Origin of the sequence: Kitasatospora sp. NPDC088160 (assembly GCF_044741445.1) — a bacterium.
GTDB lineage: Bacteria > Actinomycetota > Actinomycetes > Streptomycetales > Streptomycetaceae > Kitasatospora.
The window spans coordinates 77,303-102,848 of record NZ_JBIUSS010000031.1; the positions used below are offsets into that span (position 1 = coordinate 77,303).

At 71.5% G+C, this 25,546-nt stretch carries 23 protein-coding genes; 6 read left to right on the top strand and 17 right to left on the bottom strand.

Going from position 1 to position 25,546, the window contains the following annotated elements; all coding sequences use genetic code 11:
- Nucleotides 1–34 precede the first annotated feature (34 nt).
- Both ACIOGZ_RS36330 and ACIOGZ_RS36335 read right to left on the bottom strand, forming a co-directional pair.
- Nucleotides 35–1,483: a hypothetical protein gene (locus tag ACIOGZ_RS36330; RefSeq protein ID WP_400989070.1), complete on the bottom strand. Its 1,449-nt coding sequence runs from the start codon at nucleotides 1,481–1,483 to the stop codon at nucleotides 35–37.
- A complete protein-coding gene (locus tag ACIOGZ_RS36335; protein WP_363627859.1) occupies nucleotides 1,480–2,154 on the bottom strand; it encodes a SigE family RNA polymerase sigma factor in 675 nt (224 codons plus the stop codon). Before ACIOGZ_RS36335 ends, ACIOGZ_RS36330 begins: the two co-directional genes overlap by 4 nt.
- A 234-nt stretch (nucleotides 2,155–2,388) precedes the next feature.
- On the opposite strand from ACIOGZ_RS36335, the gene ACIOGZ_RS36340 reads away from it, so the two are divergent.
- Nucleotides 2,389–3,447: a helix-turn-helix domain-containing protein gene (locus ACIOGZ_RS36340; RefSeq protein ID WP_363627860.1), complete on the top strand. Its 1,059-nt coding sequence runs from the start codon at nucleotides 2,389–2,391 to the stop codon at nucleotides 3,445–3,447.
- Between the two features lie 62 nt (nucleotides 3,448–3,509).
- Here ACIOGZ_RS36340 and ACIOGZ_RS36345 read toward each other — a convergent pair whose 3' ends face one another.
- From ACIOGZ_RS36345 to ACIOGZ_RS36380, 8 genes are all read right to left on the bottom strand, one after another.
- Complete coding sequence (locus tag ACIOGZ_RS36345) at nucleotides 3,510–4,283, bottom strand: MerR family transcriptional regulator (RefSeq protein WP_363579791.1); 774 nt, start codon at nucleotides 4,281–4,283, stop codon at nucleotides 3,510–3,512.
- Nucleotides 4,284–4,432: 149 nt separating this feature from the next.
- On the bottom strand, nucleotides 4,433–5,659 hold the full coding sequence (locus ACIOGZ_RS36350) for a hypothetical protein (protein ID WP_400989072.1): 1,227 nt from the start codon (nucleotides 5,657–5,659) through the stop codon (nucleotides 4,433–4,435).
- Nucleotides 5,660–5,829: 170 nt separating this feature from the next.
- Nucleotides 5,830–7,029, bottom strand: a complete 1,200-nt coding sequence (locus ACIOGZ_RS36355; protein ID WP_363627862.1) for an LPXTG cell wall anchor domain-containing protein — start codon at nucleotides 7,027–7,029, stop codon at nucleotides 5,830–5,832.
- Between the two features lie 477 nt (nucleotides 7,030–7,506).
- Nucleotides 7,507–8,085 carry an NAD(P)H-dependent oxidoreductase gene (locus ACIOGZ_RS36360; RefSeq protein ID WP_363579793.1) on the bottom strand — a complete coding sequence of 193 codons (579 nt, stop codon included), beginning with the start codon at nucleotides 8,083–8,085 and terminating at the stop codon, nucleotides 7,507–7,509.
- 98 nt (nucleotides 8,086–8,183) lie between these two features.
- The gene (locus ACIOGZ_RS36365; protein WP_363627863.1) at nucleotides 8,184–9,068 is read right to left on the bottom strand and encodes an NAD(P)-dependent oxidoreductase; all 885 of its coding nucleotides are present in this window, start codon (nucleotides 9,066–9,068) and stop codon (nucleotides 8,184–8,186) included.
- A 91-nt stretch (nucleotides 9,069–9,159) separates the two neighbouring features.
- On the bottom strand, nucleotides 9,160–9,573 hold the full coding sequence (locus ACIOGZ_RS36370; protein WP_363579795.1) for a hypothetical protein: 414 nt from the start codon (nucleotides 9,571–9,573) through the stop codon (nucleotides 9,160–9,162).
- Between the two features lie 43 nt (nucleotides 9,574–9,616).
- Entirely contained in the window at nucleotides 9,617–10,033 is a 417-nt protein-coding gene (locus tag ACIOGZ_RS36375) for a PPOX class F420-dependent oxidoreductase (RefSeq protein WP_400989089.1), read from the bottom strand.
- A 71-nt stretch (nucleotides 10,034–10,104) separates the two neighbouring features.
- The gene (locus ACIOGZ_RS36380) at nucleotides 10,105–10,662 is read right to left on the bottom strand and encodes a heme-binding protein (protein WP_363579796.1); all 558 of its coding nucleotides are present in this window, start codon (nucleotides 10,660–10,662) and stop codon (nucleotides 10,105–10,107) included.
- Nucleotides 10,663–10,796: 134 nt separating this feature from the next.
- On the opposite strand from ACIOGZ_RS36380, the gene ACIOGZ_RS36385 reads away from it, so the two are divergent.
- Nucleotides 10,797–12,266, top strand: coding sequence for a sensor histidine kinase (locus ACIOGZ_RS36385; protein WP_400989090.1), 1,470 nt, complete (start codon nucleotides 10,797–10,799; stop codon nucleotides 12,264–12,266).
- Entirely contained in the window at nucleotides 12,263–12,907 is a 645-nt protein-coding gene (locus tag ACIOGZ_RS36390; RefSeq protein WP_363579798.1) for a response regulator transcription factor, read from the top strand. Before ACIOGZ_RS36385 ends, ACIOGZ_RS36390 begins: the two co-directional genes overlap by 4 nt.
- A 594-nt stretch (nucleotides 12,908–13,501) precedes the next feature.
- Here ACIOGZ_RS36390 and ACIOGZ_RS36395 read toward each other — a convergent pair.
- Nucleotides 13,502–14,020 (bottom strand): hypothetical protein, encoded by a 519-nt coding sequence (locus ACIOGZ_RS36395; protein WP_363579799.1) that lies wholly within the window; start codon nucleotides 14,018–14,020, stop codon nucleotides 13,502–13,504.
- A gap of 105 nt (nucleotides 14,021–14,125) precedes the next feature.
- The gene (locus ACIOGZ_RS36400) at nucleotides 14,126–14,605 is read right to left on the bottom strand and encodes a tail fiber domain-containing protein (RefSeq protein ID WP_400804113.1); all 480 of its coding nucleotides are present in this window, start codon (nucleotides 14,603–14,605) and stop codon (nucleotides 14,126–14,128) included.
- A gap of 485 nt (nucleotides 14,606–15,090) precedes the next feature.
- Here ACIOGZ_RS36400 and ACIOGZ_RS36405 point away from each other — a divergent pair, with 485 nt between their 5' ends.
- A complete protein-coding gene (locus tag ACIOGZ_RS36405) occupies nucleotides 15,091–16,176 on the top strand; it encodes a sensor histidine kinase (RefSeq protein WP_400989092.1) in 1,086 nt (361 codons plus the stop codon).
- 58 nt (nucleotides 16,177–16,234) lie between these two features.
- Here ACIOGZ_RS36405 and ACIOGZ_RS36410 read toward each other — a convergent pair whose 3' ends face one another.
- The 5 genes from ACIOGZ_RS36410 to ACIOGZ_RS36430 form a co-directional block, all read right to left on the bottom strand.
- Nucleotides 16,235–18,772 (bottom strand): ABC transporter permease, encoded by a 2,538-nt coding sequence (locus ACIOGZ_RS36410; RefSeq protein WP_400989075.1) that lies wholly within the window; start codon nucleotides 18,770–18,772, stop codon nucleotides 16,235–16,237.
- Nucleotides 18,773–18,777: 5 nt separating this feature from the next.
- On the bottom strand, nucleotides 18,778–19,479 hold the full coding sequence (locus ACIOGZ_RS36415) for an ABC transporter ATP-binding protein (protein WP_400327174.1): 702 nt from the start codon (nucleotides 19,477–19,479) through the stop codon (nucleotides 18,778–18,780).
- Between the two features lie 501 nt (nucleotides 19,480–19,980).
- Complete coding sequence (locus tag ACIOGZ_RS36420; protein ID WP_400989077.1) at nucleotides 19,981–20,607, bottom strand: DNA-binding response regulator; 627 nt, start codon at nucleotides 20,605–20,607, stop codon at nucleotides 19,981–19,983.
- A 910-nt stretch (nucleotides 20,608–21,517) separates the two neighbouring features.
- The gene (locus ACIOGZ_RS36425; protein ID WP_400989078.1) at nucleotides 21,518–22,252 is read right to left on the bottom strand and encodes an Eco29kI family restriction endonuclease; all 735 of its coding nucleotides are present in this window, start codon (nucleotides 22,250–22,252) and stop codon (nucleotides 21,518–21,520) included.
- A 51-nt stretch (nucleotides 22,253–22,303) separates the two neighbouring features.
- Complete coding sequence (locus ACIOGZ_RS36430) at nucleotides 22,304–23,155, bottom strand: GIY-YIG nuclease family protein (RefSeq protein WP_400989079.1); 852 nt, start codon at nucleotides 23,153–23,155, stop codon at nucleotides 22,304–22,306.
- 116 nt (nucleotides 23,156–23,271) lie between these two features.
- Here ACIOGZ_RS36430 and ACIOGZ_RS36435 point away from each other — a divergent pair, with 116 nt between their 5' ends.
- Both ACIOGZ_RS36435 and ACIOGZ_RS36440 read left to right on the top strand, forming a co-directional pair.
- Nucleotides 23,272–24,576 carry a DNA cytosine methyltransferase gene (locus tag ACIOGZ_RS36435; protein WP_400989082.1) on the top strand — a complete coding sequence of 435 codons (1,305 nt, stop codon included), beginning with the start codon at nucleotides 23,272–23,274 and terminating at the stop codon, nucleotides 24,574–24,576.
- Nucleotides 24,573–25,355: a very short patch repair endonuclease gene (locus ACIOGZ_RS36440; RefSeq protein ID WP_400989084.1), complete on the top strand. Its 783-nt coding sequence runs from the start codon at nucleotides 24,573–24,575 to the stop codon at nucleotides 25,353–25,355. Before ACIOGZ_RS36435 ends, ACIOGZ_RS36440 begins: the two co-directional genes overlap by 4 nt.
- Nucleotides 25,356–25,546 lie beyond the last annotated feature (191 nt).

The following is a 25,546-nucleotide window of genomic DNA, read 5'->3' on the forward strand; positions in this document are numbered from 1 at the left end:
GGCCTCCCCGTGGCGGGGAGGCCGGGCCCCCGTGTCACTTGGTGATCTTGAGCGAGACAACCTCGTTGCCGAGACCCGTGAGGGTTCCTCCCGCGTAGGGAAGGACGGCCCGCGTCATCACCCACAGTGGCCCGAGGCCGTGTCCGGCATCGATCGTCATCCGGTACTTGACCGTTCGGCTCTGCCCTGGAGCCAGGGGGAAGAGCGACTCGGGATCCGCCATCGCGTAGTCCATCGCGCTTCCTCGCGTGAGCGGCTTTTCCTTCCAGGTGGCACCGTCGAGACGCTCGAGCTTGCCCGCGTTCAGCGACACCACATCCACCGGCGTGTCCACGGGCCACTCGGTGTAGACCAAGGGCTCCACCTGGGCGAAATTCGTCGGACTGTTGTTCTTGTAGGTCACCGAGAAGGTGACGGCCGGACTTCCCGCCTTCAGCTCCTGAACGCCCGTGAAGCCGCCCACGGTGATATCGATGTCGTTCTCGTGGTACTTCACCGGCGGCGCCTGGCGGCCGCTCAGGTCGAGGGTGTTGACGATCGTCATCAGTCCGGGCTGGTAGTCGGCCTTGAGGCCGATCGCCGAGACGGACACGAAGTCCTTCGGCAGGGCCCACATCTGGGCCGTGAAGGCGTCGCCGCCGCAGTTGATCTGCCACTGCGACTTGCGTGCGGCACGGCCTGCCACGGTGGGTGTGCTCCTGGTCGGGCCGACACTGTCGATCTGTCCGTTCCTGGTGAGCGTGGGGGAGTAGGACCACGCCGGGCACCAGGGCTGCGTGGACCAGCCGCTCTCGGAATCCAGGTCGGGCAGCCTCGGCCAGAGCTGCGACTCCTGGTCCGTGACCGTCAGAAGCACGCCGTGCGGCAGGCAGTCCCCGGCCGTCGCGTCCTGCGGAGCGCTCGGGCTCAGGATGCAGAGGGTGTTGGCGGAAGGATCCGGATTGACGGCCCGCCAACCTGGCGGGATCTTGAACCTGACGCCCCGGAAGGGGTAGGTCGTCCCGGCCGGCGCGGTGGTGGCCGGGGTGGTGGCGGGGGTGGTGGGCGGCGCCGTCGTCCGGGTGCCGGCCGACGTCGGGTCGGAGAGGGGGGCCCCGGTCTCCGGGTCGGCGGCGGGGCTGCCGGTGTCCGGCGAGGTGGCCGTGGGGGTCGGGGCGGCGGTCGGCTCGGGGGTCGGGCTCGGCGAGGTCGTCATGGTGGCGGCCGGTGGGGGGACGTCCTTCCTGGCCAGCGGGTCGCCGTGGAAGGTGAGCAGGCCGATCGCCAGGGAGGCGGCCAGCGCGAAGACCGGCACGGCGGTCAGGTAGACCGGGCGCAATCGCCGCACCCGGCCGCGCGGCGGTTGCGCCGGGCGCAGGTCGTGCGCGGTGATCAGCGAGGCGCGGGCGTTCATCGCCTCGCGCAGCAGCCGTTCGGTCGCCGTCTCGGCCGGCCCGTCACCGTCTCGGCCTCCGCTCTCGCGGCCGGGGAGCTTGTCGGTCATCGAACCTTCTCCAGATGCTTTTCCAAGGCGTCCAGGGCCCGGCTGGCGGTGGACTTCACGGCGCCCCGGGACAGCCCCAGGGCCTCGGCGATCCGCGCCTCCGACAGGTCGGACCAGTAGCGCAGCACCAGTACCTCGCGCTGGCGGGAGGTCAGCTCCTGCATGGCCGCGAGCACCCGTCGGTGCTCGTCGTTGAGCACCGCGTGGTCCTCCGCGGAGGCGGCGTCGGGCTCGTGCGGCGGGACGTACTCGCGGGCGGTCTTCCGGCGGCGCAGCATCGACCGGGCGCCGTTGACCACCGCGGTGCGCAGGTAGCCGAGCGCGTTGTCGAGGTCGTCCAGGTGCTCGCCGTACCGCTGGTAGAGCTGGGTGAAGGCCTCCTGGACGACGTCCTCGGCCAGGTCCTGGTGGTCGACCAGGAGGACGGCCATCCGCACCAGGCCCAGCCGGTGGACGTGGTACAGGTCGGTCAGGGTGGGCCGGTCCTCCGTGGGCTTGCGCCCGCCGCGCAGCAGCCGGAAGCCGGAGCGGCGCTGCGCCGCCTGCTCGTCGCCCGGGCCGGCGGGCACCTCGCCGGTCTCCTGCGCGCCGAACAGCACGGCGACCACTCCGCGAACGGAGAAACCGCGCCCCCTCGTCGGCCCGGCGATCGGCCCGATGGCCATGGACATGCGCGTTTCCGCTTTCCCCCGGGACGGTGGCGGCTCTCGCCGGACCGTCAGGACTCCTGATCAAGATCGTGACCGGGGAGATCCTGACAGCCGCCCTCGGCCCGCCTCTCTCCGCCCCCGTACCAATGGACGTGTGGCCGGGGTGGAGGTTGCAGGTGGATCCGAGGAAGATTCCCGGCCGGCCGGAACGGCTACACTCACCGCCATCCCGCCACCCGTCAGCAGGGGGTCCGCATGACCGAGCAGCACGTCGAGGGCCCGGTCGGCACCGGGCCGGGCCCGGTGCCCGTCGTCATCGGCCCCCGCCCGGAACCGGTGCACCACGTCGCGGTGTACGCCTTCGCGGGCATGGCGCCGTTCGAACTCGGCGTGGTGGTGGAGGTGTTCGGACTGGCCCGGCCCGAACTGGGCGGCCTGCTGGCAGCGCCCTGGTACGGGCTGAAGGTGTGCGCCGACCGGCCCGGGACGGCGCTGGACGCGGTGGGCGGGTTCGCGCTGACCGCCCGGCACGGGCTGGACGAACTGGCCTCGGCCGACACGGTGGTGGTCCCCGGGGTGCCGAACGCGTTCGGCGGCGCGGTCTCCCCCGGGCTGGTCGCCGCGCTGCGGACGGCGCACGAGCGCGGCGCCCGGATCGTCTCGATCTGCTCGGGCGCCTTCGCGCTGGCCGCCGCCGGACTGCTCGACGGGCGGGAGGCGACCACCCACTGGCGGTACGCCGACCTGCTCCAGCAGCGCCACCCGGACGTGCGGGTCAACCCGGACGTGCTGTACGTCGACAACGGGAACGTGCTCACCAGCGCGGGCAGCGCCGCCGGGATCGACCTCTGCCTGCACCTGGTCCGCCGCGACCACGGCGCCAAGGTGGCCAACAGCGTGGCCCGCCGCTTCGTGGTGGCGCCGCACCGGGACGGCGGGCAGGCCCAGTTCATCGAGGCCGCCGTCCGCCCGGTCGAGGAGGAGGACGACGGGGTCGCCCGCAGCATGCAGTGGGCGATGGGCCACCTGGCGTCCCCGCTGACCATCTCGCTGCTGGCCCGCGCCGCCCGGATGTCGGACCGCTCGTACCTGCGGCACTTCACGGCCCGCAACGGCACCAGCCCGATGCGCTGGGTCGTCACCCAGCGCATCGCGGCCAGCCTGCCGTTGCTGGAGTCACCGGAGGGGACGGTGGAGGAGATCGCGGCGGCGGTCGGCTTCGAGAGCGCCGCGACCTTCCGCCACCACTTCGGCCGGGTGATGCGCACCTCCCCGACCGCCTACCGGCGCTCCTTCGGGCGCGGGGTCGCGTAGCCCCCCGGCCACGTGGCCCGGCATCCGGCATCCGGCATCCGGCATCCGGCATCCGGCGGCGACTATGCCTTCTCGTGCCGGTCCGCGTTGGCGAGGATGGCGTCGTGCAGCCACTGCGCCAGGCCCGGGGCGAGGTTCTCGTAGGTGGTGGTCCACCTCGGGTCCGAGACGTACAGCCCGGCCAGGCCGCGGTGGATGGTGAACGTGCAGTCGTAGAAGTTCTGGCAGATGTGCTGCCGGTGCGCCTCGGCGAGGTCCGTGGCGGCGGCGCCGTCGGCGGGTTCGCCGGCGGTGAGCGCCTCGACCAGGCGGGTGTTGAGGTCGGCCATCTCCGCCTGGATCCGCTGCCAGTCGGCCTTGTCGTAGCCGCCGGTGCGGCGCTGCGACTCGGCCCAGGCCGCGGTGTCGCCCCAGCGCTGTTCGGCCTCCTGCTCCCACTCCTCCTGGTAGCCCTCGCCGAAGATCTCGAACTTCTCCTCCGGGCTCAGCTGAATACCCATTCTTCGTGCCTCCATGGCGTGTTCGACGGCTGTGGCGAGGTCCTGGAGGTGCCTGATCCGGTCGGTCAGCAGTTGGTGCTGCCGACGGAGGTGCTCGCTCGGACTGACCGAGTCGTCGTCCAGGATCGCCGCGATCTCTTCCAGGGGGAACCCGAGTTCGCGGTAGAAGAGGATCTGCTGCAACCGGTCGAGGTCGGCGTCCTGGTAGCGGCGGTAGCCGGTCCGGGTGCGGCCCGCGGGGGACAACAGGCCGATCTCGTCGTAGTGGTGCAGGGTGCGGACGGTCACCTTGGCGATCTTGGCCACGGCTCCGACCGAGTAGCCCTCGCTGCTCATCCGGGTCCTCCCTTCGTGCTGACCACCAGCCTCCGCTCTCACGCCGCGTGAGGGTCAAGCCGTCCTCGGGAGGGAGGGCCCCGGTCAGGCTCGGGCTCCGGGGCCGGGGCCGGGGCCGGGGCCGGGGCCGGGGCCGGGGCCGGGGCCGGTCAGGCTCCGGTGCCGGTCAGCACGCGCTCGCGCCGCCGGGAGGAACGGCGCCGCCCCTCGCCGTCCGCCGGGGACCGCGGGCGGCGCGTCTGCTGGGTGGGCCAGAACAGCACGTACGCGGCGGAGACCACCACGAAGGCCAGCCGGACGAAGCCGCGGCCCGCGTCGGACGGGATGAACAGCGTCCCGCCGTACAGCGCGGCCAGCGCTATCCAACTCCACCACGGGACGAGCCGCTTCTGCCCGACCGCGTCCCAGAGCAGGGTGCCGAGCAGGATCGAGGCCGTGTAGTAGGTGTAGACGCTCGGATCGAGCAGGATCCGGGCGTCCGCGCCGAGCAGCACCACGGCCGGCCAGCGGCCGCGCCAGACCGCGATGGTGCCGAGGCCGAGGCCGAGGGCGAACTGGGTCGGACGATCCCACCAGGGGGTGGCCGGGTCGGTCACCCCGAACCAGCGCAGTGCGGAGGCCGGCTGGTTGGGGATGGTGAACTTGGCGGCGGCCAGGGTGTCCAGATTGCCCAGGTAGAACGGCAGCCAGGCGATCGCCACCAGTCCGACGAACCAGATCGCGCTGCGCAGCCAGGCGGGCCTGGGCAGCGCCAGGATCAGCGGGGCGAAGGCGATCGCCCAGGGCTTGGAGTCCACCGCCAGCGCCAGGTAGACACCGACCATGGTGGGCTTGCCGCGGGCCAGGGCGTGCGCGGCGAGGGTGGTGAAGAACAGCGCCAGGACGTCGTCCAGGTGCGCGAATCGGACCGAGACCTCGACCCACATCGGGATGAACGCCAGTCCGGCGATCAGCAGGCGCTGCTGGAGCCGGCGGTGGTTGGTGCCGGTGCCCAGGTAGTACAGGGCGGCGGTGCGACCGATCAGGACCAGCATCACCAGGCCGAGCCCGGACATCGCCGCCTCGGCGATCAGCTGGCCGGTGTGGGCCGAGAACGGGGCCGTGAGCCGGGCCACGGCCAGGCTGACCGGGCCGATCTGCAGCTCCGGGTGGTGGGCGTAGAGCGCCAGCCCGCCGTCCGGGTGGTCGCTGAAGAGCAGCTGCTCACCCTGGCGCAGGTAGTGCCAGGAGAAGCCGCCGCTGGGCTCGACCAGGAAGAACCAGAGCACCGTCCAGGCCACCAGTAGAACGTGGTGTCTGCGCAGCGGCAGCCCCGCGATCCGCCCGGTCGCCGACTCGTAGTCGGTGGCCGTCCGTGCCGTGCGTGATCCCCGCACCTGTCCCTCTCCCCGCCGGTTCCGCCCCCCTCCGGCCGGACATCCTATGTGACGAAGGTATCCCGCCCGCGCCGCCCGGAGGTCCGTCGAACGGACGGCCGGGCGGCGCGGGCGGTTGTCAGGCGGGTACCGCCTCGGTGTAACGGCTGGAGCGTGCCTTGCGGCCGCGGTCAGCCCTGCTGGGCCGACTTGCGGCGGCGCAGCACCACGAGGGTGCCGACACCGGCGAGCAGCACGGCGCCGCCGGCCACGGCGATGGCGGTGGTGTCGTCACCGCCACCGGTCTGGGCCAGGGCCTTGTCCCCGTTGTCGGCGGCGGCCTTGGCCTTGGTGACGGCGGCCGGGGTGAGCGGCGGCGGGGTGAGGGTCGGGACGGCCACCGGGAAGTCGATCGGGCCGGCGGTGTCGCCGTTGCCGTCGGCCGGGGCCGGGGCGGAGGTCGACGCGGAGGCGGAGCCGGACGGCTCGCCCGTGGTCGGGGTGGTCGGGGTGGTCGGCGGGACCGACGGCGACGGTGTGGTCGGCTCGGCGCTCGGGGTGGCCGAGGTGGAGGGGGTGGCCGTGGCGGAGGTGGAGGCGGTCGGCGACGTGCTCGCGGTCGCCGAGTGGGAGGCCGTCGGCGAGGTGGAGGCGGTCGCCGAGTGGGAGGCCGTCGGCGAGGTACTCGCGGTCGGGCTGGGCTTGCCGGTGTGGCTCGGGCTGATGGTCGGGCTCGGCTTGCCGCCGCCGCCCGCCTTGATCACGAAGCCCGCGCCGCGGACGCCGTCGCAGCTGAGGTGGCCCCCGTCGACCGGCGCGTGGGTCTCGTCGTCGAGCTCGGCGGAGAACACCACCGGGACGACGCCGGCCCGGCCGAGCGGCGCCTCCGAGGTGAAGGAGACCCGGACCTTGATCGAGAAGCTCTTGCCGCGGTTCACGACGAGCAGGTCGTCGTCGGTGGGGTTGCCGTCCTGGCCGAGGGCACCGAGCAGGGTGAGGACGGACTTGTCCTTGTCCTCGCCGCCGTCGGCGGCGACCGAACCGGTCTGCCACTGGCCGCCGGGCAGCTGGTACTGGACCTTGAGGTCCTTCGCCTTGAGCGAGCCCGCCTTGTTCTTGAACTTGAGCAGCGGGAGGAAGAGGAAGTCGTGCTTCGTCGAGTTGTCGATCTTGAAGGTGAAGTCGCGGGCGTCGCCGCCGGCGATGAAGGTGCCGGGCACGCCGTTCACCGACAGGTCGAGGCTCTGGTGGGAGGCCTTGCCGGCCGCCTGGGCGGCGGCGGACGGGGAACCGGTGGTGCCGACGGCCATGGCGCCCTGGGCGCCGGACAGCACGAGCGAGGACGCGAGCGCGGCGACGCCGGCAAGGGCAAGACTGCGACGTATGGGCAAGGGAGACCTCACGGAAGAGTCCGGGCGAGGCCCGGGGCGCGGCGGGGCGGGCGGCCGTGGACGCCTCTGACCCCTCGCGAAGCTTGAAAGTCCGACGGAGATTACCGAAGGATCCGGCCACTCCGGAAGGCGGGTGTCACGCTGGGGACCGCTCACGGGACGGGAGTGCCCGAATCGCCCAATTCCGTCCTGCGGTAAGGCTTTTGCGCTTTGCAGAAAGATGACCGGAGAGTGACGGGTACACGCCCGGGGGACCGTATCGCACCGCCTCGCGTGGCGTGAAGCGATCGGTCGTGTGAACGTCCGGCGAATGCCCGGGTGAATGTCCTGTGAGGGTCGGTGCGAACGCCTTGCGCGCGCCGGTGCGAACGCCCTGCGGACGTCCACGTGAGCGCCGGCGTGCACATCCGTGCGAACGTCCGCGTGAACGTCCGCGTCAACGTCCGCGTGAGCGCCCGCCGGAACGGGTGCGCGGGCTCAGCCCGCGAAGAAGGACTTGGCCGCGATCAGCGCCCGCTCGTCGCGCAGCACGTCCCCGGGGCGGGTGCCGTTGCCGAGCAGCGCGCCGCCCCAGCGCATCCCCATGTACTCGGCCGTCAGCCGGAGCGTGCCGATCAGCGGTTCGGCCTTGTCGTCCTCGGTGGCGAGGGCGGTGACGCCCCAGATGGTGCCGCCGCGCATCCGGGCACGGAAGTCAGCCCCTGGCTGCCGGAGCCAGGACGACCAGTGGTCGAGGTAGAGCTTCGCGCTGGTCGGCAGCGAGTACCAGTACAGCGGTGCGACGAAGACCAGGTCGGTGGCCGCCAACGTGGCGTCCAGCAAGGTCCGTTCGTGGCCGACCGGCTCGGGGTGGCGGCCTCCCTCGACGTGCCGCAGGTCCTCGAAGGGCGGCAGCGGGTGCTCGCTCAGCCGCAGCCAGCGCTGCTCCGACCCGGCCGGCAGGCTCGCCTCGGCGGCCAGCCGGGCGAGTTGCTCGGAGTTGCCGCCGGCCCGCGCACTGGCGTTGAGGAACAGAAAGGTGCGCGGCGCCTCGGCGCCCGTCGGCTGGTCGGCCATCGGGACTCCCCCGGTCGGTGGTGCGGATGGAGGTGCGAGCACCCCCCGCCCCCCGGTTGTTCCACGTCCGGCGCCCGGGAGTTCGCCCGGGAGTTCGCTCAGGCGGGCAGGCCGGCCCGGCGCCGGGCGACGGCCGCGACCGCCGCCCAGTCCTTGTCCGCGTCACCGTGGGCCAGCGCGTCCAGGAAGGCGTCCCGCAGGATGCCGCCGAACGGGAGCGGGACGTTCCGCGCGGCCCCGGCCTCCAGGGCCAGGCCGACGTCCTTGAGGCCCAGCGGCAGCCTGAACCCGGCCGGCTCGTAGCGGCGTTCGGCCACCATCGCGCCGTAGCCGGAGTAGACCGGCCCCGGGAACAGCGTGCCGGTGAACATCTCGACCAGATCGGTCGGCCGGACGCCGTGGGCCTCGGCCAGGCTGCACGCCTCGGCCATCGACTCGATCGCGCAGGCCAGCAGGAAGTTGGTGCTGATCTTGGCGGTGTTGGCCTGTCGCGGGCTCGCACCGAAGTGCCAGGTGTGCTCCCCCATCGCGGCGAACAGCGGCTCCGCGCGGGCCAGCAGCTCCGGCGCGCCGGCGGTCAGGATGTTCAACCGGCCGGCCGCCGCGACCGGCGGACGGCCGAGGACCGGGGCGGCCAGGTAGCCGATGCCGTGCTCGGCGTGCAGTGCCTCGGCGCGCTCGGCGAGTCCGACGGAGATGCTGGCCATGTTGACGTGCAGGGTCGTCGCGGCGCCCGCGAGCAGGGCGGGGTCGAGCAGCAGCCGTTCGACCGCCTCGTCGTTGGCGAGCATGGAGACCACGGTGTCGGCGGCGTACACCTCGGCGAGCGTGCCCGCCGCCTCGGCGCCCTCGGCCACCAGGGCGGCCACCGGCTCGGGCGAGCGGTTCCAGACCCGGACGGCGTGGCCGGCCCGCAGCAGGCTGCCGGCCATGCCCCGCCCCATCGCACCCAGCCCCACGAAGCCGATCGTCGCCCCGGTCATCCCGCACTCCCGTCGCCGTCACCGTCACTGTCACCGCATCTGCGGATGACTGTACGTCAGGAGGCGGTGGCCTCCTGCGTACTGGACGGACTCACGCGCAGGCGCGCTCCGGCAGCCGGACGCGGCCGCGCTCCAGCTCGGTGACCACCCGGCGGCTCAGCAGCTCGTACTGGGCCTGGAGCCGGCCGGGGCGGGCCGGGCGGGCGACCGGACGGCCGGGGCCGACCAGTTCGTCCGGCCCGAACTGCTCGCGGGTGAGGTCGATCTCGATGCCGGTGGCGAAGCGGTTCCACCAGTGCAGATCCGTCCGGACCCCGCCGACGTGCACCTCGCCCATCATCAGCTCGCCGCCGAGCAGGTCGTGCACCACCATCGCCGTCACCCCGCACTGGCCGCGGGCGGGATTGTCGGGACGCCAGTGGGCCAGATCCTCGGGCGCACAGGTGTCGACACCCCAGGAGGAGCGGATCGCACGTTCGATGTCGTTGAGGGTCCACGCCGTCATACCGGGAAGCCTGCCATGCACCACTGACAGCGGCACCGGCTTTTCAGAGGGCCACCCCGTGTTCTGCGGAGACCTTCTCGATCTTCACCCGAACGAGCAGTTCCCCCGGCACGCCGTTCCGGGCCCCGTACTGCTCCGCGACGTCCTCCCCCATGTACCGGGCGGCGATCCGGGTGGCCCAGGCGCGCACCTCGGCCAGGTCCTCGCGCAGCCGGGCGGTGCCCTGCACGAGAACGTACGCGAAGGGCGGCCGGTCGTCGTCCACGCAGATCATCACCCGGCCGTCGCGGGCCAGGGTGCGGCCCTTGACGGTGCCCGCACCGGTGTTGAAGACGAGCTCGTCGCCGTCCAGCAGGAACCAGACCGGCGCGACGTGCGGACGGCCGTCGGCCCGGGTGGTGGCGAGCTTGGCGGTGCGGGTGCCCTCGGAGAGGAACGCCCGCCACTGGTCATCGGTCATCGTCGGCATACCGCCCATCCTGGCCGGTCGGCCCGCCCCGCGCATCAGGGGACGGGCAACCGGCCAGGGGATCACTTCGCCAGTGCGGCGACACCCGCCTGCGCGAACTGCTCATCCAGGTCGCCGCTCGGCGCGCCCGCGACACCGATCGCCGCGACCGGGGCGCCCTTGGACTGCACCGGGGCGCCGCCGGCCAGGAACAGCGTGCCCGGGATGTCCTTGAGGGTCGGGGCCTGGGCCAGTCGCTTGGTCAGCTCCGAGGTCGGCGCGTTCCAGGAGACCGCCGTGAACGCCTTGCGCTGCGCCGACTCCGGAGACTGCGGGCCGGCACCGTCGCCCTTGAGCAGCACCCGGGTGACACCGTCCCGGTCGACGACCGCGACCGAGACGTGCTGGCCGGCCTTGGCCGCCGCGTCCAGGGTGGCCTGGGCGGCGCGGGTCGCGGCGTCGATGGTCAGGCCGGTGCTCTGGGCGAGGTTCTTGTTCTGGGTGTCGACCTTCACCGCGGCCGGCGCGGCCGGGGTCCCGGAGGTCTCGGCGCTGGCCGAGACGGCGCCCACGGTGGCGGCGAGCGCGGCGGCGGCGAGGGTGCCGGTCAGCACCCGGGTGCGCACGGAGATCTTCTTCATGGTCCAGCTCCTCAGCGGATCGGCGAACGGGATCGGGGCCGCCGGGCGGCGGGGGGTCCGCCCGGCTCCACCCCGATCCTCCGGCCGGGGCGAGGCTCGCCACATCGACGCTCCGGCGCGACCGCGCGGGCATGATGGAGGACAACCCCGTCAACCGATCGGCTGATGCGGGACCGGGCCGACCGGGCCACCATCGAGAGATCGGTGCAGGTCGGTGCGCCGGGCGCACCGGGCGCACCGGGCACGCGGTCGAGGCGGCCGGTGCCCGTCCGGATGCCGACCGCCCACCGAGGCGCCCAGGTGCCGATCGCCCGTCCAGCCAGGAGCCACCCGTGCAGCAGCCCCGCCCCGCCGCCGGTCACGACGCCGGCGACCCGGACGCGGGCCGCCTGGCGGTGCTGCTCGACTCCGCCTTCCTGCTGCTGCTCGCCGCCTCGCTCAGCCGCTACCTCACCCACCATCCCGGCAACCCCCGGATCCCCTGGGTGATCGGGCTCAGCATCGCCCTCGCCCTCGCCCAGCCGGCCGGCTCCTGGCTCGCGCACTGCCACCCGCCACCGCCACCGCCACCAGCGCCAGCGCCAGCGCCAGCGCCCGGGGCTGAAGCTGCGCCCGGCAACCGGGTTCCGCGTCGGCGCCGGTGGCCGCTGGCCCTGGTGGTCGCGCTCTGGGTGGTGCTGGTGCTGCTCGCGCCGAGCTTCGCCTGGTGCGCCGTCCCGCTGGTCTACACCGCGCTGCGCACGCTCCCCGCGCGGGCGGCGATCCCGCTCGTGGCGGCCCTGACGCTGCTGGTGGTGATCGCCGAGCTCCGACTGGCCGGCGGGGCGGACGCCACTCTCGTCCTGCTGCCGTTCGCGGTGGCCGCGCTCGCCACCGGCGTGTTCCTCTTCATGGACCGGCAGGACGCCCGGCAGCGCGCCCTGATCACCGACCTGGTCCGCACCCGGCGCGAACTCGCCGCCACCGAACGGCGGGAGGGCACCCACGCGGAGCGCGAGCGGCTCGCCATGGAGATCCACGACACCCTGGCCCAGGGGCTGTCCAGCCAGCAGATGCTGTTGCAGGCCGCCGAGCGCACCTGGGACACCGAGCCGACGACCGCCCGCACCCACGTCCGGACCGCCGCCGAGGTGGCGGCCCGCAACCTGGCCGAGGCCCGCCGCTTCGTCCACGACCTCGCACCGGCCGAACTCGCCGACGGCCGTCCGCTCGACCAGGCGCTGCGCGCGCTCGCCGGACGGGAGGCCGCCGAGAGCGGTCTGCCGGTCCGCTTCCACCTGGACGGCACGCCCGTCCCGCTGCCCGCCGCCGCGCAGTCCGCGCTGCTGCGGATCGCCCAGGGCGCGCTGGCCAACGTCCGGGAGCACGCCGGTGCTTCGGCCGCGGCGATCACCCTGTCCTACCTCGGCGACCAGGCCGTCCTGGACGTCGCCGACGACGGGCGGGGCTTCGACCCGGGCGCGGTCGGGTCGGCCGGCGGCCGCGGGTACGGGCTGCCCGCGATGCGCGCCCGGCTGCGGCAGTTCGGTGGCACGCTGACCGTGGAGAGCACCCCCGGCGAGGGCACCGTCGTCTCCGCCGCGATCCCCCTGGAGCACCGATGAGCGAACGAACCGGACCCGCCCCCGTCCGGCTGCTGGTCTGCGACGACCACGCGGTGGTCCGGGCCGGCCTGCTGGCGCTGCTCGCCAGCGCGGGCGACATCGAGGTGGTCGGCGAGGCGAGCACCGGGGAGGAGGCGGTCGCGCTGGCCACCGGGCTGGCGCCGCAGGTGGTGCTGATGGACCTCCAACTCGGCGACGGCATCGACGGGGTGGAGGCCACCCGGCGGATCACCGCCGCGCCGGGCGGTCCGCACGTGCTCGTGCTCACCACCTACGACACCGACGCCGACATCACCCGGGCGATCGCCGCGGGCGCCACCGGCTACCTGCTGAAGGCCGAGCGGCCGGAGGAGTTGTTCGCCGCCGTGCACGCCGCCGCCCGGGGCCGTACGGTGCTCTCGCCGCCGGTCGCCTCCCGGGTGATGGCGCAGATGCGGGCGCCCGCACCGCAGCTCACCGAGCGCGAGCAGGACATCCTCGCGCAGCTGGGGCAGGGGCTGGGCAACCGGGAGATCGCCCGGGCACTGTTCATCAGCGAGGCCACCGTGAAGACCCATCTCGGCCGGATCTACGACAAGTTGGGGGTGGACACCCGGTCCGGCGCGGTGGCCGTGGCCAAGGAGCGCCGACTGCTGCGCTGACGGGCCCTCACGTACGGCCGGGCCGTCCCGCCGGTGAACTCACTCCGCATCAGCCTGCCATAGCACCACAGGACGCATCCGCTGCGCTCAGCGCTCGCGCGGTGTCACTGCGTGCTGCCATGATGCTCGGAATGTCGGATTCCAGCGCGGCCCGCCGCACGGCCTGCCGCCCGCACCGGAGCCCGTCGCGCGCCCGCCGAAGGGTCGCCGGGCGTCCTGCCGGGCCTCAACCCGCTGGTCCAGCGCCTGGCGGGACCTTACGGACCGACCGTCACGTTTGTGGATTTTTCGTGGATCCCACTATTGACAAACCAACCACGCGGTTTGTTACCGTGATACCAACGACGTCCCCGGGGGTGGGGGCTCGCCGGGGCCTGTGCGGACCGCTCTCGCCGGAGGGTGCTGCCAGGGGGGAACGGCGGGGCTGCCGGGGAGTCGGGGGGAGCGGCAGCGCGAAGCCGCGCGACGAGGCGGTGCGGAGCGAGTCCGGGGGGACTCGCTCCGCGCCTCCCCTGCGTCCACGAACCTCCGCCGCCCCCAGCGCCTTCCGGTTCTTCCGGCTCCCTGGTTCTTCCGCAGCCGGACAGAGCCTGGCTAGCCCATCGCGCTCCAGTACGGGCAGCACACGTTCGGCAGCGGTGCCGGGCCGCGACCGCCGGCGCCCTGCAGTGACGGCAGCCGCTCCGAGCGGGCCACGCCGGGCGAGCTCGCGGTCAGTCCAGCCTCGCCCAACTCACCGAATGTCAGAGCCAGTCGATAACCGTCCAGAGTGGCGGCGGCGACTCCGGGGCGGCTCCGGCCGGCGTTCAGCGAAGTGATCGTCCAGCCTCGCCGCCGCCAGTGCCGCTCGACCGCGTCCACCAGTGCCGCCCGCCGGACCGCCGAGACGATGGTGAGGATGTCCCGCCCCCGGGTGACGTACCAGCGCAGGTCCGGGTCCCGCCCCGGCAACGGCAGCCGCGCGCCCGCTCTGGGCGCCGCCCCCTGCCAGACCGGCGCCGGCCGGACAGCGTCCAGGGTGTCCTGCAGCAGTGTCTCGCAGCGCTCGGCCGCTTCGAGCTGATCGACCGCCGGCGTCGGGCCGAGCCACCGGGCGGGCGGCACGACCGGCACACCGCCTCGGCTTCCACTCGGGAATCCGACATTCAGTTCGGCACCACCTGGCTGCACTGGTCCCCTCCACGCTCCTCCCGGCGTTCAGACCGGGCCGGGATTCCGTCACTGCTTGGACGGTGGACGTGGACGGACAGTTCCGCCTCTTACCGTTCCCACACCCTCTTCCGCACCCCTCTCGCACGCCCCTTTCGCACACCCCTCCCGAGCCCCCGCATCCCCCGCCTCCCCCGCATCCCGCAGTTCGCTCAGGCGCCGGACCTCGGTGGTGAGTTCGTCGATGCGCCGGTTCAGGGCCTGGATGCAGACCAGGGCGATGCCGTTGGCGTCGACGACGGGGATCACGCGGGTGTTCTCATGGTGGAAGTCGAAGGAGGCGTGCCAGTCCTGGGCCATCGGTCCGATGTGCCGCACCTGCTCGGGCTCCCACAGGTAGCGCCAGGTGCTGATGGGCAGGGCGACGACCGTCTCCAGTACCTGATGGCCGTTGACCGCCCCGGCCGGGGCGACCGCGGCGGTGTCAGCGGTCTCGGTGCGATCCGGGGCGGTCCGAGCCGCCTTCCCGGAGCGTCGGAACAGACCCATGCTCAGCGGCTCCAGTCGATCGGGACGCCCATCCCACCCGAGCGCCCCGCCCGCCCACGTCCGACAATCGGGACATAGGGGACCCCGCCGCCACGCTTCCCCCCATCGAGTGAAGCCCCCGCCCGGACCCGCATTCGACCGCCGCACCACCTGTACGAGCCGCCGTCCGGTCCGTCGAGAGCCGATCATCGCGAAGCCCAGGGCGAGTTGGCAGGAGCAACTGGCGATGGACCTCGGATTCGGAGTCCGGGGACGGATGTTAACGGCGGGTTTCCGACGGGAACTATGCTCACGGTCGGAAGTACGGGGGGCCTTGAGGTAAACGACGGGCCTCCCGTGCGCCCATGGCGGGTCAAGTCGCTTTTCGGGAGCTCTCATTGGGTCACGGTGCGTACCGACGGGGCGGCGATCGCTACTCGGAGTCGTCGGGCGAACGGCTTACCCCGAGGGATCCCCTGTCCCGCCTCACCAAGGCCATCGTGATCATGGTGACCCTCGGGTTCTTCACCGCCTCGGTCGTGGCCACCATCCGCAACCGCGACGGCCTCTCGTACCAACTGGCCGCCGTCATGGTCCTCTTGATTCTGCTCGGCTTCCAGATCCTGCACGCCGGCCCATGGCGCCACAGGCGGCCGTGGTGGCCGTGGAGCCTGCTCGCTCACGGAGTGATCACCTACCTGCCGTTCCTGGTCTTCGACGGAGCGTGGGTCGGCATCCCCGGGTCGTTCGCCGGATCGATGCTGCTGACCGTCGCCGCACCCAGGTCCTGGATCCTCTTCACCCTGCTGGTGGCGGGCCAGTACCCGATCTACGCGGCGCTGGGCGACAACGCCGGGCAGTGCCTCAACGCGAGCGTCTCCACGGCAGCGGGCGGAATCGTCGTCTACGGCGTGGCCCGACTGGCCGACATGACCGCGGAGTTGCGGGCGGCCCGCACCGAGCTGGCGGAGCGCGCCGTGGACCAGGAGAGGCTGCGCTTCTCGCGGGACCTGCACGACCTGCTCGGCTACAGCCTCTCCGTAGCAGCGCTGAAGTGCCAGATCGCCGAGCGGACCGTACTGGAGGACCCGCGGCGCGCCCGGGCGGAGATCTCCGAGGTGCTGGCGATGGTGAGGCAGGCGATGTCCGACACCCGTTGGATCTCCAGCGGCGATCTCCAGATGTCGTTGGCGCGGGAAACCCGCTTCGCCGCCTCGGCGTTGCGGGCGGCCGGCATCAGCGTGGAGGTCGACCTGGCCTACGGCGCCCTGCCGCCCGAGCACGACGCCGTACTGGCGACGGTGGCGCGGGAGGCCGTCACCAACATGCTGCGGCACAGCGTGGCACGGCGCTGCGAGATCCGGGCCGTCAGGGGCGAACTCGGCGATGTGAGCCTGGTGGTGTCCAACGACGGCGTCCTGGCGGAGGGCGTCTCGGCGGAGCCGGGCGGCGGCCAGGGCATCGACAACCTCACGGAGCGGTTGCTCGCCGTCGGGGGACGGCTGACCGCGGAGGAGGGCGAGACCGGCTGGTTCCACCTCTCGGCGGTCATCGCGGCCCCGCAGAGCAGGACGACGTCCAGGGCCGGCTGACCGTGCGGTCGTGGCCGCGCGGCGCCCGGCGGCGACGGCCACGACCGCACGGCGCCCGCTACTCCCGGAGTCCCATGGCCTCGACCGGCTCCCTGCGCAGCGCCAGCCGGGTGGTCAGCAGTACGGTGCCCAGACCCAACAGAGCCGCCCCGCCCAGCACCGCGGCCGCCCAGGCCGCGGATACGGACGGCCAGGCCGAGCCGGTGAGCGCGAGACTGACGGGCACCAGGACGGCGGCGGTGACCGCGGCGCCGAGGGCGAGGGCCACGCCGACCGTGATGCCCCCCTCCCAGGCCATCATGCGCAGGATCTGACGGCGGGTGGTACCCACCAGACGCAGCAGGGCGAACTCGCGCAACCGCTCGGTCGTGGCCATCATCAGGGTGTTGACGACGGCGATGGCCGTGAAGAGGCTGATCATGCCGAGGAGCAGCCGGCCGACGGCCGTGGCCGACTCCTGCCGGTGCCTGCGGGCGTCGTCGTACGCGGCCCGGTCGCTCGTACGGGCCATGGGGTAGGCGGCGGTGAGGCTTTGGAGCTCCCGGCCGACCTGCTGGGGGTCGGCGTCGGGGGCGGAGCGGACCAGGACCGTCGGCGCGAGGGGGTCCGGCGTGTGCGCGGCGGCGAACTCGGTGGGCATGAGGGCGTCGGCGAACCCCAGGTCGCGGTCGTAGACGGCGACCACCGTGGCGGTGCTCTCGCTGCCGTCCGTCCAGCCGATCCGGAGCTTGGCGCCGACGCCCGCGCCGAGTCCGGAGGCGGAGCGCTGCCCCAGCGCGACGCCGTCCCCGCGCAGTTGGTCCAGCGAGCCCGCGGTGACCCCGGGATCGAGCAGCTCGGACAGCTCGGTGGAATCGACCACCCGGGCACTGACGCCCCGCGAGCCGGCGGTGCCGGGCGATGCGTTGGACACCATGGTCATGGCGGGTACGACCCCGCTGACCGCTTTGACGCCGGGCAGTCGGCGGGCCGCGGCGACGAAGTCCGGGGGGAGCCCGACACCGTCGGCCTGGACCACGTGGTCGGCCCTCAGCCTTCGGCCGTCCTCGACCCCGGCGGCCTGGGCCTTGACGCCGGGGACGAACAGCACCGTGCTGGTGAAGGCCACCGCCAGCACCAGCGGGGTGACGGCGGCGGCGAAGCGGCGGGGCTGGGCGCGCAGGGCCGCGGACGCGAGGAACCCCGCCACGGGGAAGAGCCTGCCCACTGGTCCACCGATCACCACACTGGCGACCCGCCCGATCACCGGTCCGAGCAGCGCCACCCCCAGGAGGAGCAGCAGGACCATGCTCTCGGCCGTGCCCGCCCCGCTCCGGCTGCCCGTGGAGGACGCCAGCACCACGGCGCACACGGCGAGCGTCCCGGCCCCGAGCACCGCCCGCACCCAGCCGATCCGCGGCGCGGGCGCGGCGGACTCGCGCAGGGCCTGGGTCGGTTCGACCCGGGACGCCCGGCGCGCCGATGCCCACACGGCGAGTTGCGCGGTGACGACGACCCCGCCGACGACGGTCAGCAGTGCGGTGGGCCCGACGTGGAGCGGGACGTCGGAGCGGACCACACCGCGGTCGACGAGTACGCCGCGGAGCAGCGACGCGACGCCGACCCCGACCGGGCATCCGACCAGCGCGGCGCCGAGGGTCAGGACCAGCGTCTCCATCGCGATCATCCGCCGCACCTGTCCCGACGTGGCGCCCACCGCCCGCAACAGGGCCATCTCCCGCAGGCGTTGCTGGACGGTGAGCGCGAGCGCTCCCGCCACCACGAACACCGAGATGAACAGGGACAGGATGCCGACGGTCCCGGCGAGCGAGGCCAGGCCGTCCCCGGGCCCGGGTGTGCCCGAGAACTCCCGCTCGCCCCGCTGGTCGCCGGTGCTCACCTCGGGCCCGGACCAGAGCTCCGTCCCGGTGGCCGGGAAGGCCGTGGCGAGGACCTGTTCGACCTGCGCGGCCAGCGCCTGCGGATCGGCTCCGTCCCGTGACGTGATGCCGATCGCGTCCGCGCCCTTGGTGGTGCCCGCGAGCCGGGCCGCCTGGTCGGGGCTGAAGAAGAGGGCGGCCTGGCGGGCCAACTCCCTTGGGGGTGCGGCCAGTCCGGACACCGTGTAGGCACGGGGGGCGGTGGTGGTGGCCAGCCGCACGGTGTCGCCGGGCCGGAGCCCGCCGCGTGCGGCCGTCGCCTCGTCGAGGACCACCTCGTCGGGGCCGGTCGGCGGGTGGCCGGAGGCCAGGTGGAAGGGGGCGAGGACGGCGCTGGTCCAGGAGTGCCCGAGGGACGCGCCGCCCTGCGGGCCGGAGAGGAGCTGCCCCGATCCGGTGATCACGGCGGCGGGGAAGGAGACCTCCGGGGCGACGGTCCCGGCGCCGGGCAGTGCGGCCAGCTTTCCGATCAGCGGGTCGACGTCGGCCATCCGGGTCGAGCCGCTGATCACGACCGGGGCCGCCGCGTAGCGTTCGGTGGGGGTGCCCGCACGCAGGGCGGACTCCAGCAGGACACCGCACGCGGCGGTCAGGACGAGGGCGAACGACAGTGCGGTGAAAGCACCGGCGAAGCCCGCCTTGCGGGCGCGCACCGTCTGCCAGGCCAGTAGGAGCATGCCGTTCAGCGCCTTCCCAGGTGGGTCATCCGGTCCGCGACCTGCTCGGGCGAGGGGCTGGCGAGTGCCTCGACGAAGGAGCCGTCCGCCAGGAAGAACACCTGGTCCGCGTGGGAGGCGGCGACCGGGTCGTGCGTCACCATGATCACGGTCTGCCCCAGTCCGTCGACGACGTGCCGCAGCAGCCGCAGGACCTCCGTACCGGTGGTGCTGTCCAGGGCGCCCGTGGGCTCGTCCGCGAAGACGACCTCGGGTCGCGTCACCAGGGCCCGGGCGATCGCCACCCGCTGCTGCTGACCGCCCGACAGCTGGGTGGGCAGGTGCCGCACCCGGTCGGCGAGGCCGGTTCGGTCGAGGATCTCCCCCAGCCAGGCCCGGTCCGCCCGGCGCCGGGCCAGTCGCAGCGGCAGCGTGACGTTCTGCTCGACCGTCAGGGAGGGCAGGAGGTTGAAGGACTGGAAGACGAAGCCGATCCGCTGCCGGCGCAGGACGGTCAGCTCGGTGTCGCCGAGCGCCCCCAGCTCCACGCCGGCCAGCCGGACCTGACCGGAGGTCGGACGGTCGAGCCCGGCGGCGCAGTGCAGGAACGTGCTCTTCCCGGACCCCGAGGGCCCCATCACCGCGGTGAACCCGCCCCGCCGGAACTCCATCGACACCTCGCGCAGGGCGTGCACGGCCCCCGCCCCGCGCCCGTACACCTTGCTCACCCCGTCGAGCCGCACCGCCAGGTCCGGCTCCGAAGCGGAATGGGCCTGTTCCGGATCGCTGGAATCCGCAGTCCGAGAGAAAACGGGAATCCCCTCCTCGATGTGGCGCCCTGCCCTCATTTACCGCGAGCTTAGCCAGATCCACATTGCCCGCCCGGACCTCCGACGGCGTCCGGACAGCGCTCGGGCGGCGGCCCCGGAGGCTCCGCCCCAGGTCAACTGGGCACCAGGTCTGCTGGGCTGCCCGCCCGGGAGGGCCTGGACGTGGACAACCCATGGACACATCCATGCGAATCGCATGGGGCATTCCATGGAATACCTCGCGACCAAAAGGCCACCCGAATATCGGGATCACACGTGTGCGAAATAATCAAACGCCGGCCTTCGAAATTTTACGAAGAAAATTTCCGGTCCGGCTTTCCGGACTTCCGGACTTCCGGACTTCCGATGGTTCGACCCCTGCACCTGGACCACTGGCAGCGACCCGCCGGGGCCGGGGCCCTATGAGGGGCGAGGGCCGGCGGAGAGCCAGCCCATCTCCTCGGCGATCCGAATGGCGTCCACCCGGCTGCGCCCCCCGGCCTTGGTCACCGCGGCGGCCAGGTGGTTGCGGGCGGTTCCCGCCGAAATGAACAGCCGGGCGGCGATCTCCGTCACGGAGGCACCTTCCGCGGCCAGGCGCAGGGTGTCCAACTCCCTGGGCGTCAGCGGGTTCTCGCGCGCCCCCAGGGCGGCGAAGGCCAGCTCCGGGTCGATGGCGCGCTCGCCGGCGGCCACCTTCCTGATCGCCGCGGCCAGTTCCTGGGCCGGGGCGTCCTTGCCGAGGAACCCGAGCACGTGAACGGACATCGCACTGCGCAGATGCGCGGGTCTCGCCAGCCCGGTCAGGATGAGCGTCCCGCACGTCGGGAGCTTGTCGTGCAACTCGGCCGCGGCCCGGAGCCCGTCCAGACCGGGCATGTCGATGTCGAGCACCGCCACGTCCGGCCGGACCCGCAGCGCCGTCGGCACCACCAGGTCACCGCGTTCGACGTCCGCGACGACCTCCAGATCGTCCTCGTACGCGAGGAGTGCCATCAGCGCGCTGCGCACCATGGTCATGTCCTCGGCTAACAGAACCCTGATCATCTGCGTCCTCCCCTGGCAGGCAACCGCCGCCCGCGCGGCTCCATGAGACAACAGGGCTGCGGGCAGCCCGTATCCGATTGATCCACCATGCGTTACCGCGAGCGACGGAAACAACAGTGCGAACCCGATCGAACTACGGCCGCCCCTCCGCGAACACGGATCCGGCACGGCGGACCCGAAGTGGTCCGGACAACAGAAGAGCCGCAGGTCAGATGACCTGCGGCTCTCGGTATGGAGCGGGCGACGAGAATCGAACTCGCGCTCTAAGCTTGGGAATCTTTGGGCCTTTGGGCCAGAAACAGCCTCTGGACTGCGGCGATACCAGATTCGATCGAGTCCTCAGGCGGTCATCCTCGGCCGCTTCTAACCGTCGTTCACCGCCCGTTCTGGCACGGATCTGGCACGGCCCCAGGCACTGCTTCGCAGACTGGCGCACGACTGGCGTCGCGCCACCGTCAGCCCCCCACGCCAGGGCATCTCGCATGCATGACTTGACGGCGCATCCATCCTCGATGCCCTCTGTTTGCCGTTGGAGTCTGACAACGACGGCCCGGACAATTGGGCCGGGGAGTCCACTCCTCCGGCGCGAAGAGGGCCGCCTCCGCGACGTCGCAGGTGCGCGCTTGGCAGGCGCAGGCGGATGCCAGCGTTGCCTGACGACGGGAGACGATCGCAGGTAGCCGTGATCCAATACGTCTCGCAACGCATCCTCCTGCCGACGCAGAACGATACGGCCGTCTCCGTCGCTGCACATCAGCAAGGCCGTCCCAGGATCAGCCCGGCCTCAGCAAGCACACCGATCGGGATCTCCACGGTCCCATCGTCCCGTAGCACCGTCTCAGTAGGTTCCCTGATCACTCAATCACTCTGCCACCGACCCAGGCCTCGCCGTTGCCTTGGCAGCGCTGACTCATCCCCCGGACTCGACCGCCCCGGCAGTCCCGTCGCCTTCAGGCTCGATCTCGTCGAGGATGAGTGGAACAACCTCGCCCGCGAGGTGAGCGACGATCCGCTGGCGTGACTGCTCGGGGGGTATCAGGCTCGGCGTGGGCATGTGATGCGGGTGCGACCACCATCGCCCAGGGTGAAGCTCATCCCACGGGGGTCGCTTACCGGTCCGTCGGCGGTCGGCTCCGGGATCATGGTTCCCGAATCCATCGACGACGCTATTCCAGACCGGCCTGGCATCCATGATCATGACCCGCTCGGCAAGGGACACAAACGCCTCGATGGCAACCAGGTAGCGGACTTTGAAGTCGGCCACGTCCAGGTCTTCCACCTGTTCGATGGACATCCTGTGCTCGCCAAGCCGGTCCCACAATGGGCAGCTGACCTTCGACGGGTCCACGTTGCCCTTCCGCGTGCCCTCGGGGCGTGCTTGACCGACGTAGATCGGCGTTTCGGTACCGCTGATCGCTTGATACAGCGGGTGGGAGCCGGTGTAGTAGAGCGCATAGACGCCAGCCCCCATCATGATCTTGATGGAATCAAGCGGCTCCGGGTCATGCTTCAGCAGCTCTCTCTCAACGCTACGGCCGAGGTTCTCCAGATCAAGCGGGTTGTACGGCTTTGGCGTCAGAGCGTGAGCCCGCCAGTTTCTCGGCTTGCGGGGCTTGCTTGGCCAGCGCTCCGGCGGGGTCGTCATTGGGTCTCCTACTACAGTCCACGCTCCAGCAACGAAGCTGGAAGCGCCCGGCTACTCCTGCTCCGACGCGCTCGGCTCCGCTTCGTCGACAGGCACGTCGCTGGCAGGCGCCGCTTCGGGCTCGGCGTCGATGGCCTGGCCGGCGCGGTAGTACCGCCACGCGCTCTTGTAGTGCGACGGGCTGTCGTCGTACATGATCACGTAGCCCATGAGCGCGGCGATCTGCCACCTGTCGGGTATCTCAGCGGAGATCAACCGAAAGACCTCATCGGCCGTCGTCGGCCCAACCTGAACCTGAACCAACCGCCTCTTGAACTCGACCGACTTCCCATACCTGAAGTTGTACGGGAGGCCCGCCTTCACCTTCTCCAGCAGGTCTTGCAGCGTGAATTCGCCGGCCTCCAGACCCTCAACTGGTCGACCAAGGTCGATGGGGAACATCACGTCGAAGTGGTTCTGCTTCAGGATGGTGCTGTCTCGCTGGCGGCCGGGGTCCTTGTTGCCGAAGCCGTTGTTGTTCCAAGGGATGTTGCCCATCTCCTTGTGGTGGCTGATCAGCAGCTGTTCCGGGGCGAGCGCGGAGAAGTCCTCTGCCACGTAGAGGCAGGAGAAGGTCATCTCCTCCAGTGCGATCCGGCGACGGCCGGAGATCTTGCGAAGGTGGTTGCGCAGTCGAGCCGGGAGCGACTTGTCGGCCTTGCCGACGTAGACGAACTCGCCATCCAGATAGAGCTGGTAGACGCCGGCCCGCTCCTTGAGCTCCTTGATGCTGTCCTCGTGTAGCGGCGCCCGATCCAGGTCTGCCAGCGCGGCCGCGAGCTGGTCGCCAAGAGCCTTGGTGATGCTCAGCGTGAAGTCCTTGTGGTACTGCGTCCCGTCGTCGGCCCCCACCACCGCCGCCATCAGCCCTGCTCCCTAGGTAGACGTGATCTAGGAAACCCTATCGGCGTGCGCCACCTGCGGACGAACTTCCGCATCAAATCGCTTGAAGATCGACAACTCCGCGGTATGCTTTGACTATGGCTGAGCTGCATGAAGAATCGAAGAAAGATCGCACCGGCGTCGAACTGTTCGCCGGTGCCGGCGGCCTGGCCATGGCCGTACACCGCGCGGGGTTTCGACCACTGCTGTTCAACGAGTTCGCCAAGCGTGCTTGCGAGACCCTGGAGGCCAACGGGGCGAAGTGGCTTCCGGATGGCGAGAAGCCGACACAAGCCCCCAAGGCAGGCAAAAAGGTCCCCCTCGTGGCTGGCGACGTCCAAGAGCTGGACATGAACTACCTGAAGGGTCAGGTAGACGTCCTCGCTGGTGGACCGCCTTGCCAGCCCTTCAGCCTCGGCGGCGTCGCCAAGGGCGACGAAGACAAGCGGAACATGTTCCCGCAGATGTTCAGGGCCGTCCGCGAGATCCAGCCGAAGGCTGTGATCTGCGAGAACGTTCGCGGGCTGCTCAGGCCCTCGTTCAGTGACTACTTCCAGTACATCCTGCGCGAATTGGAGCTGCCCTTCGAGGAGCGCGCCAAGGGCGTGGACTGGAGGAAGCACGACGAGACCCTGCTCGAGCGGCTTCAGCAGGAGCCTGAGGACATCACGAAGCGGTACCAGGTCGTAATGACGCCCGTGAACGCGGCGGACTACGGCGTCCCGCAGATCCGGAACCGTGTCATCATCGTCGCCTTCCGCCGCGACCTGAATGTCGACATCGAGCTGTTCAAGGAGCTCGTGAAGCCGACGCACTCCGAGATTGCGCTGACCCGGTCCATGATGAACGGTGGCAGCTACTGGGAGCGGCACGCGGACGTTGAGCCACACGTCCGCGAGTGGGTGAAGAAGCGCCTGCCGAAGGTCGCGCCCAAGGATGACGGGCTGCTGCCTTGGTACACGCTGCGAGACGCGATCAAGGGCATCGGTGATGCTAAGCCGTTGCCGAAGATCACCGATGACATGCTGGATCGCACCGAGCACTACATCGAGGGCTTCACGGACCACATCGGGTGGCCGGGCGCGCGCATCTACGACGGCCACACGCCCAACGAGTTGGACCGGCCGGCCAAGACCGTGAAGGCCGGTGTCCATGGAGTACCGGGTGGCGAGTCCGTCATGCTCACCGACGAACTAATGCCCGACGGTGTGACCTACAAGCACCGCTACATGACGGTCCGCGAGACGGCCCGCGTAATGACGTTCCCGGACAATTGGGAACTCAAGGGCCCGCGTGGCGAGAAGATGCGCCAGCTCGGGAACGCCGTGCCTGTCGTCCTTGGAGAGGTTTTCGCGAAGGCCGTCGCCGCCGTCCTGGATGAGGCGGAGGAGCGCCCGAAGTGACCAGGCCAGCCAGCGTGACGCAAGGCCGCTGGAAGCACGACCCGCCACCGGACCGTGCATGGAAGGGGCGGCCACATCGGAGCCGTGAAGCTCTGGCGGCGGAACAGGATCGAGCAGCGGGAGGTCGCCATCGGCGCTCGGTCGATCTTGGCGATGGCCGATTCGCGCGCGCTTCCGTGGAATTGAAGGTGTTGCCGGATACGCGGCGCATTCGCGCGTATCTGCGCTGGTCGGACGCGGGGAAGTCCCCGGCTCGCTACCTGGGGGAAGTTGAGCACGACACCCGTGCGGCGAACCTCACTGAGGGCTGGAACCTGGCCTGGCAGAAGGGGCTCCTGACCGAGGAGCCTCCCGCAGAGGGTTCCTGGGCCTCGTCAGCCGCTGTTCGGGCCTCGATGCAGGGCAACCGAAACAAGGACACGAAGCCCGAGCTTCGGCTGCGGTCGCTGCTGCACAGGCAGGGGCTCCGTTACCGCGTCGCTGCCAGGCCCCTCCCCGAGCTGCGACGTACCGCCGACATCGTCTTCCCGAAGCTGAAGGTGGCCGTTTTCGTCGACGGCTGCTACTGGCACGGCTGTCCCGAGCATCTGCGAGCTTCCAGCAAAAACGTCGAGTTCTGGCGCGCGAAGATTGAAGGCAACCAGGCACGGGACGCGGAGACAGACGGTCTTCTGCGCCAGGCTGGGTGGACCGTAATCCGGGTCTGGGAACATGAGGATCCAGCCGAGGCTGCCAGCCGAATCGCTGGCGTCGTTCGAGGCTCAGCATCGCGCGAGTAGGCGCCTCGGTGTCAGCTGGTTCGGAACCCAACCTAGGCCCAATGCCGGTGACTTTAGGTTGCTCCTGGCTGGGTGATGGTGACTGTCGCCGGTTCTGGTTGCGGCCAGTTGCGGTGTTGGGAGCGTTTGAGGGGCCAGTTGGACATCTTGCGTTTGATGACGCGGGGGCAGGTCCGCCTGCGGCGTTCGGG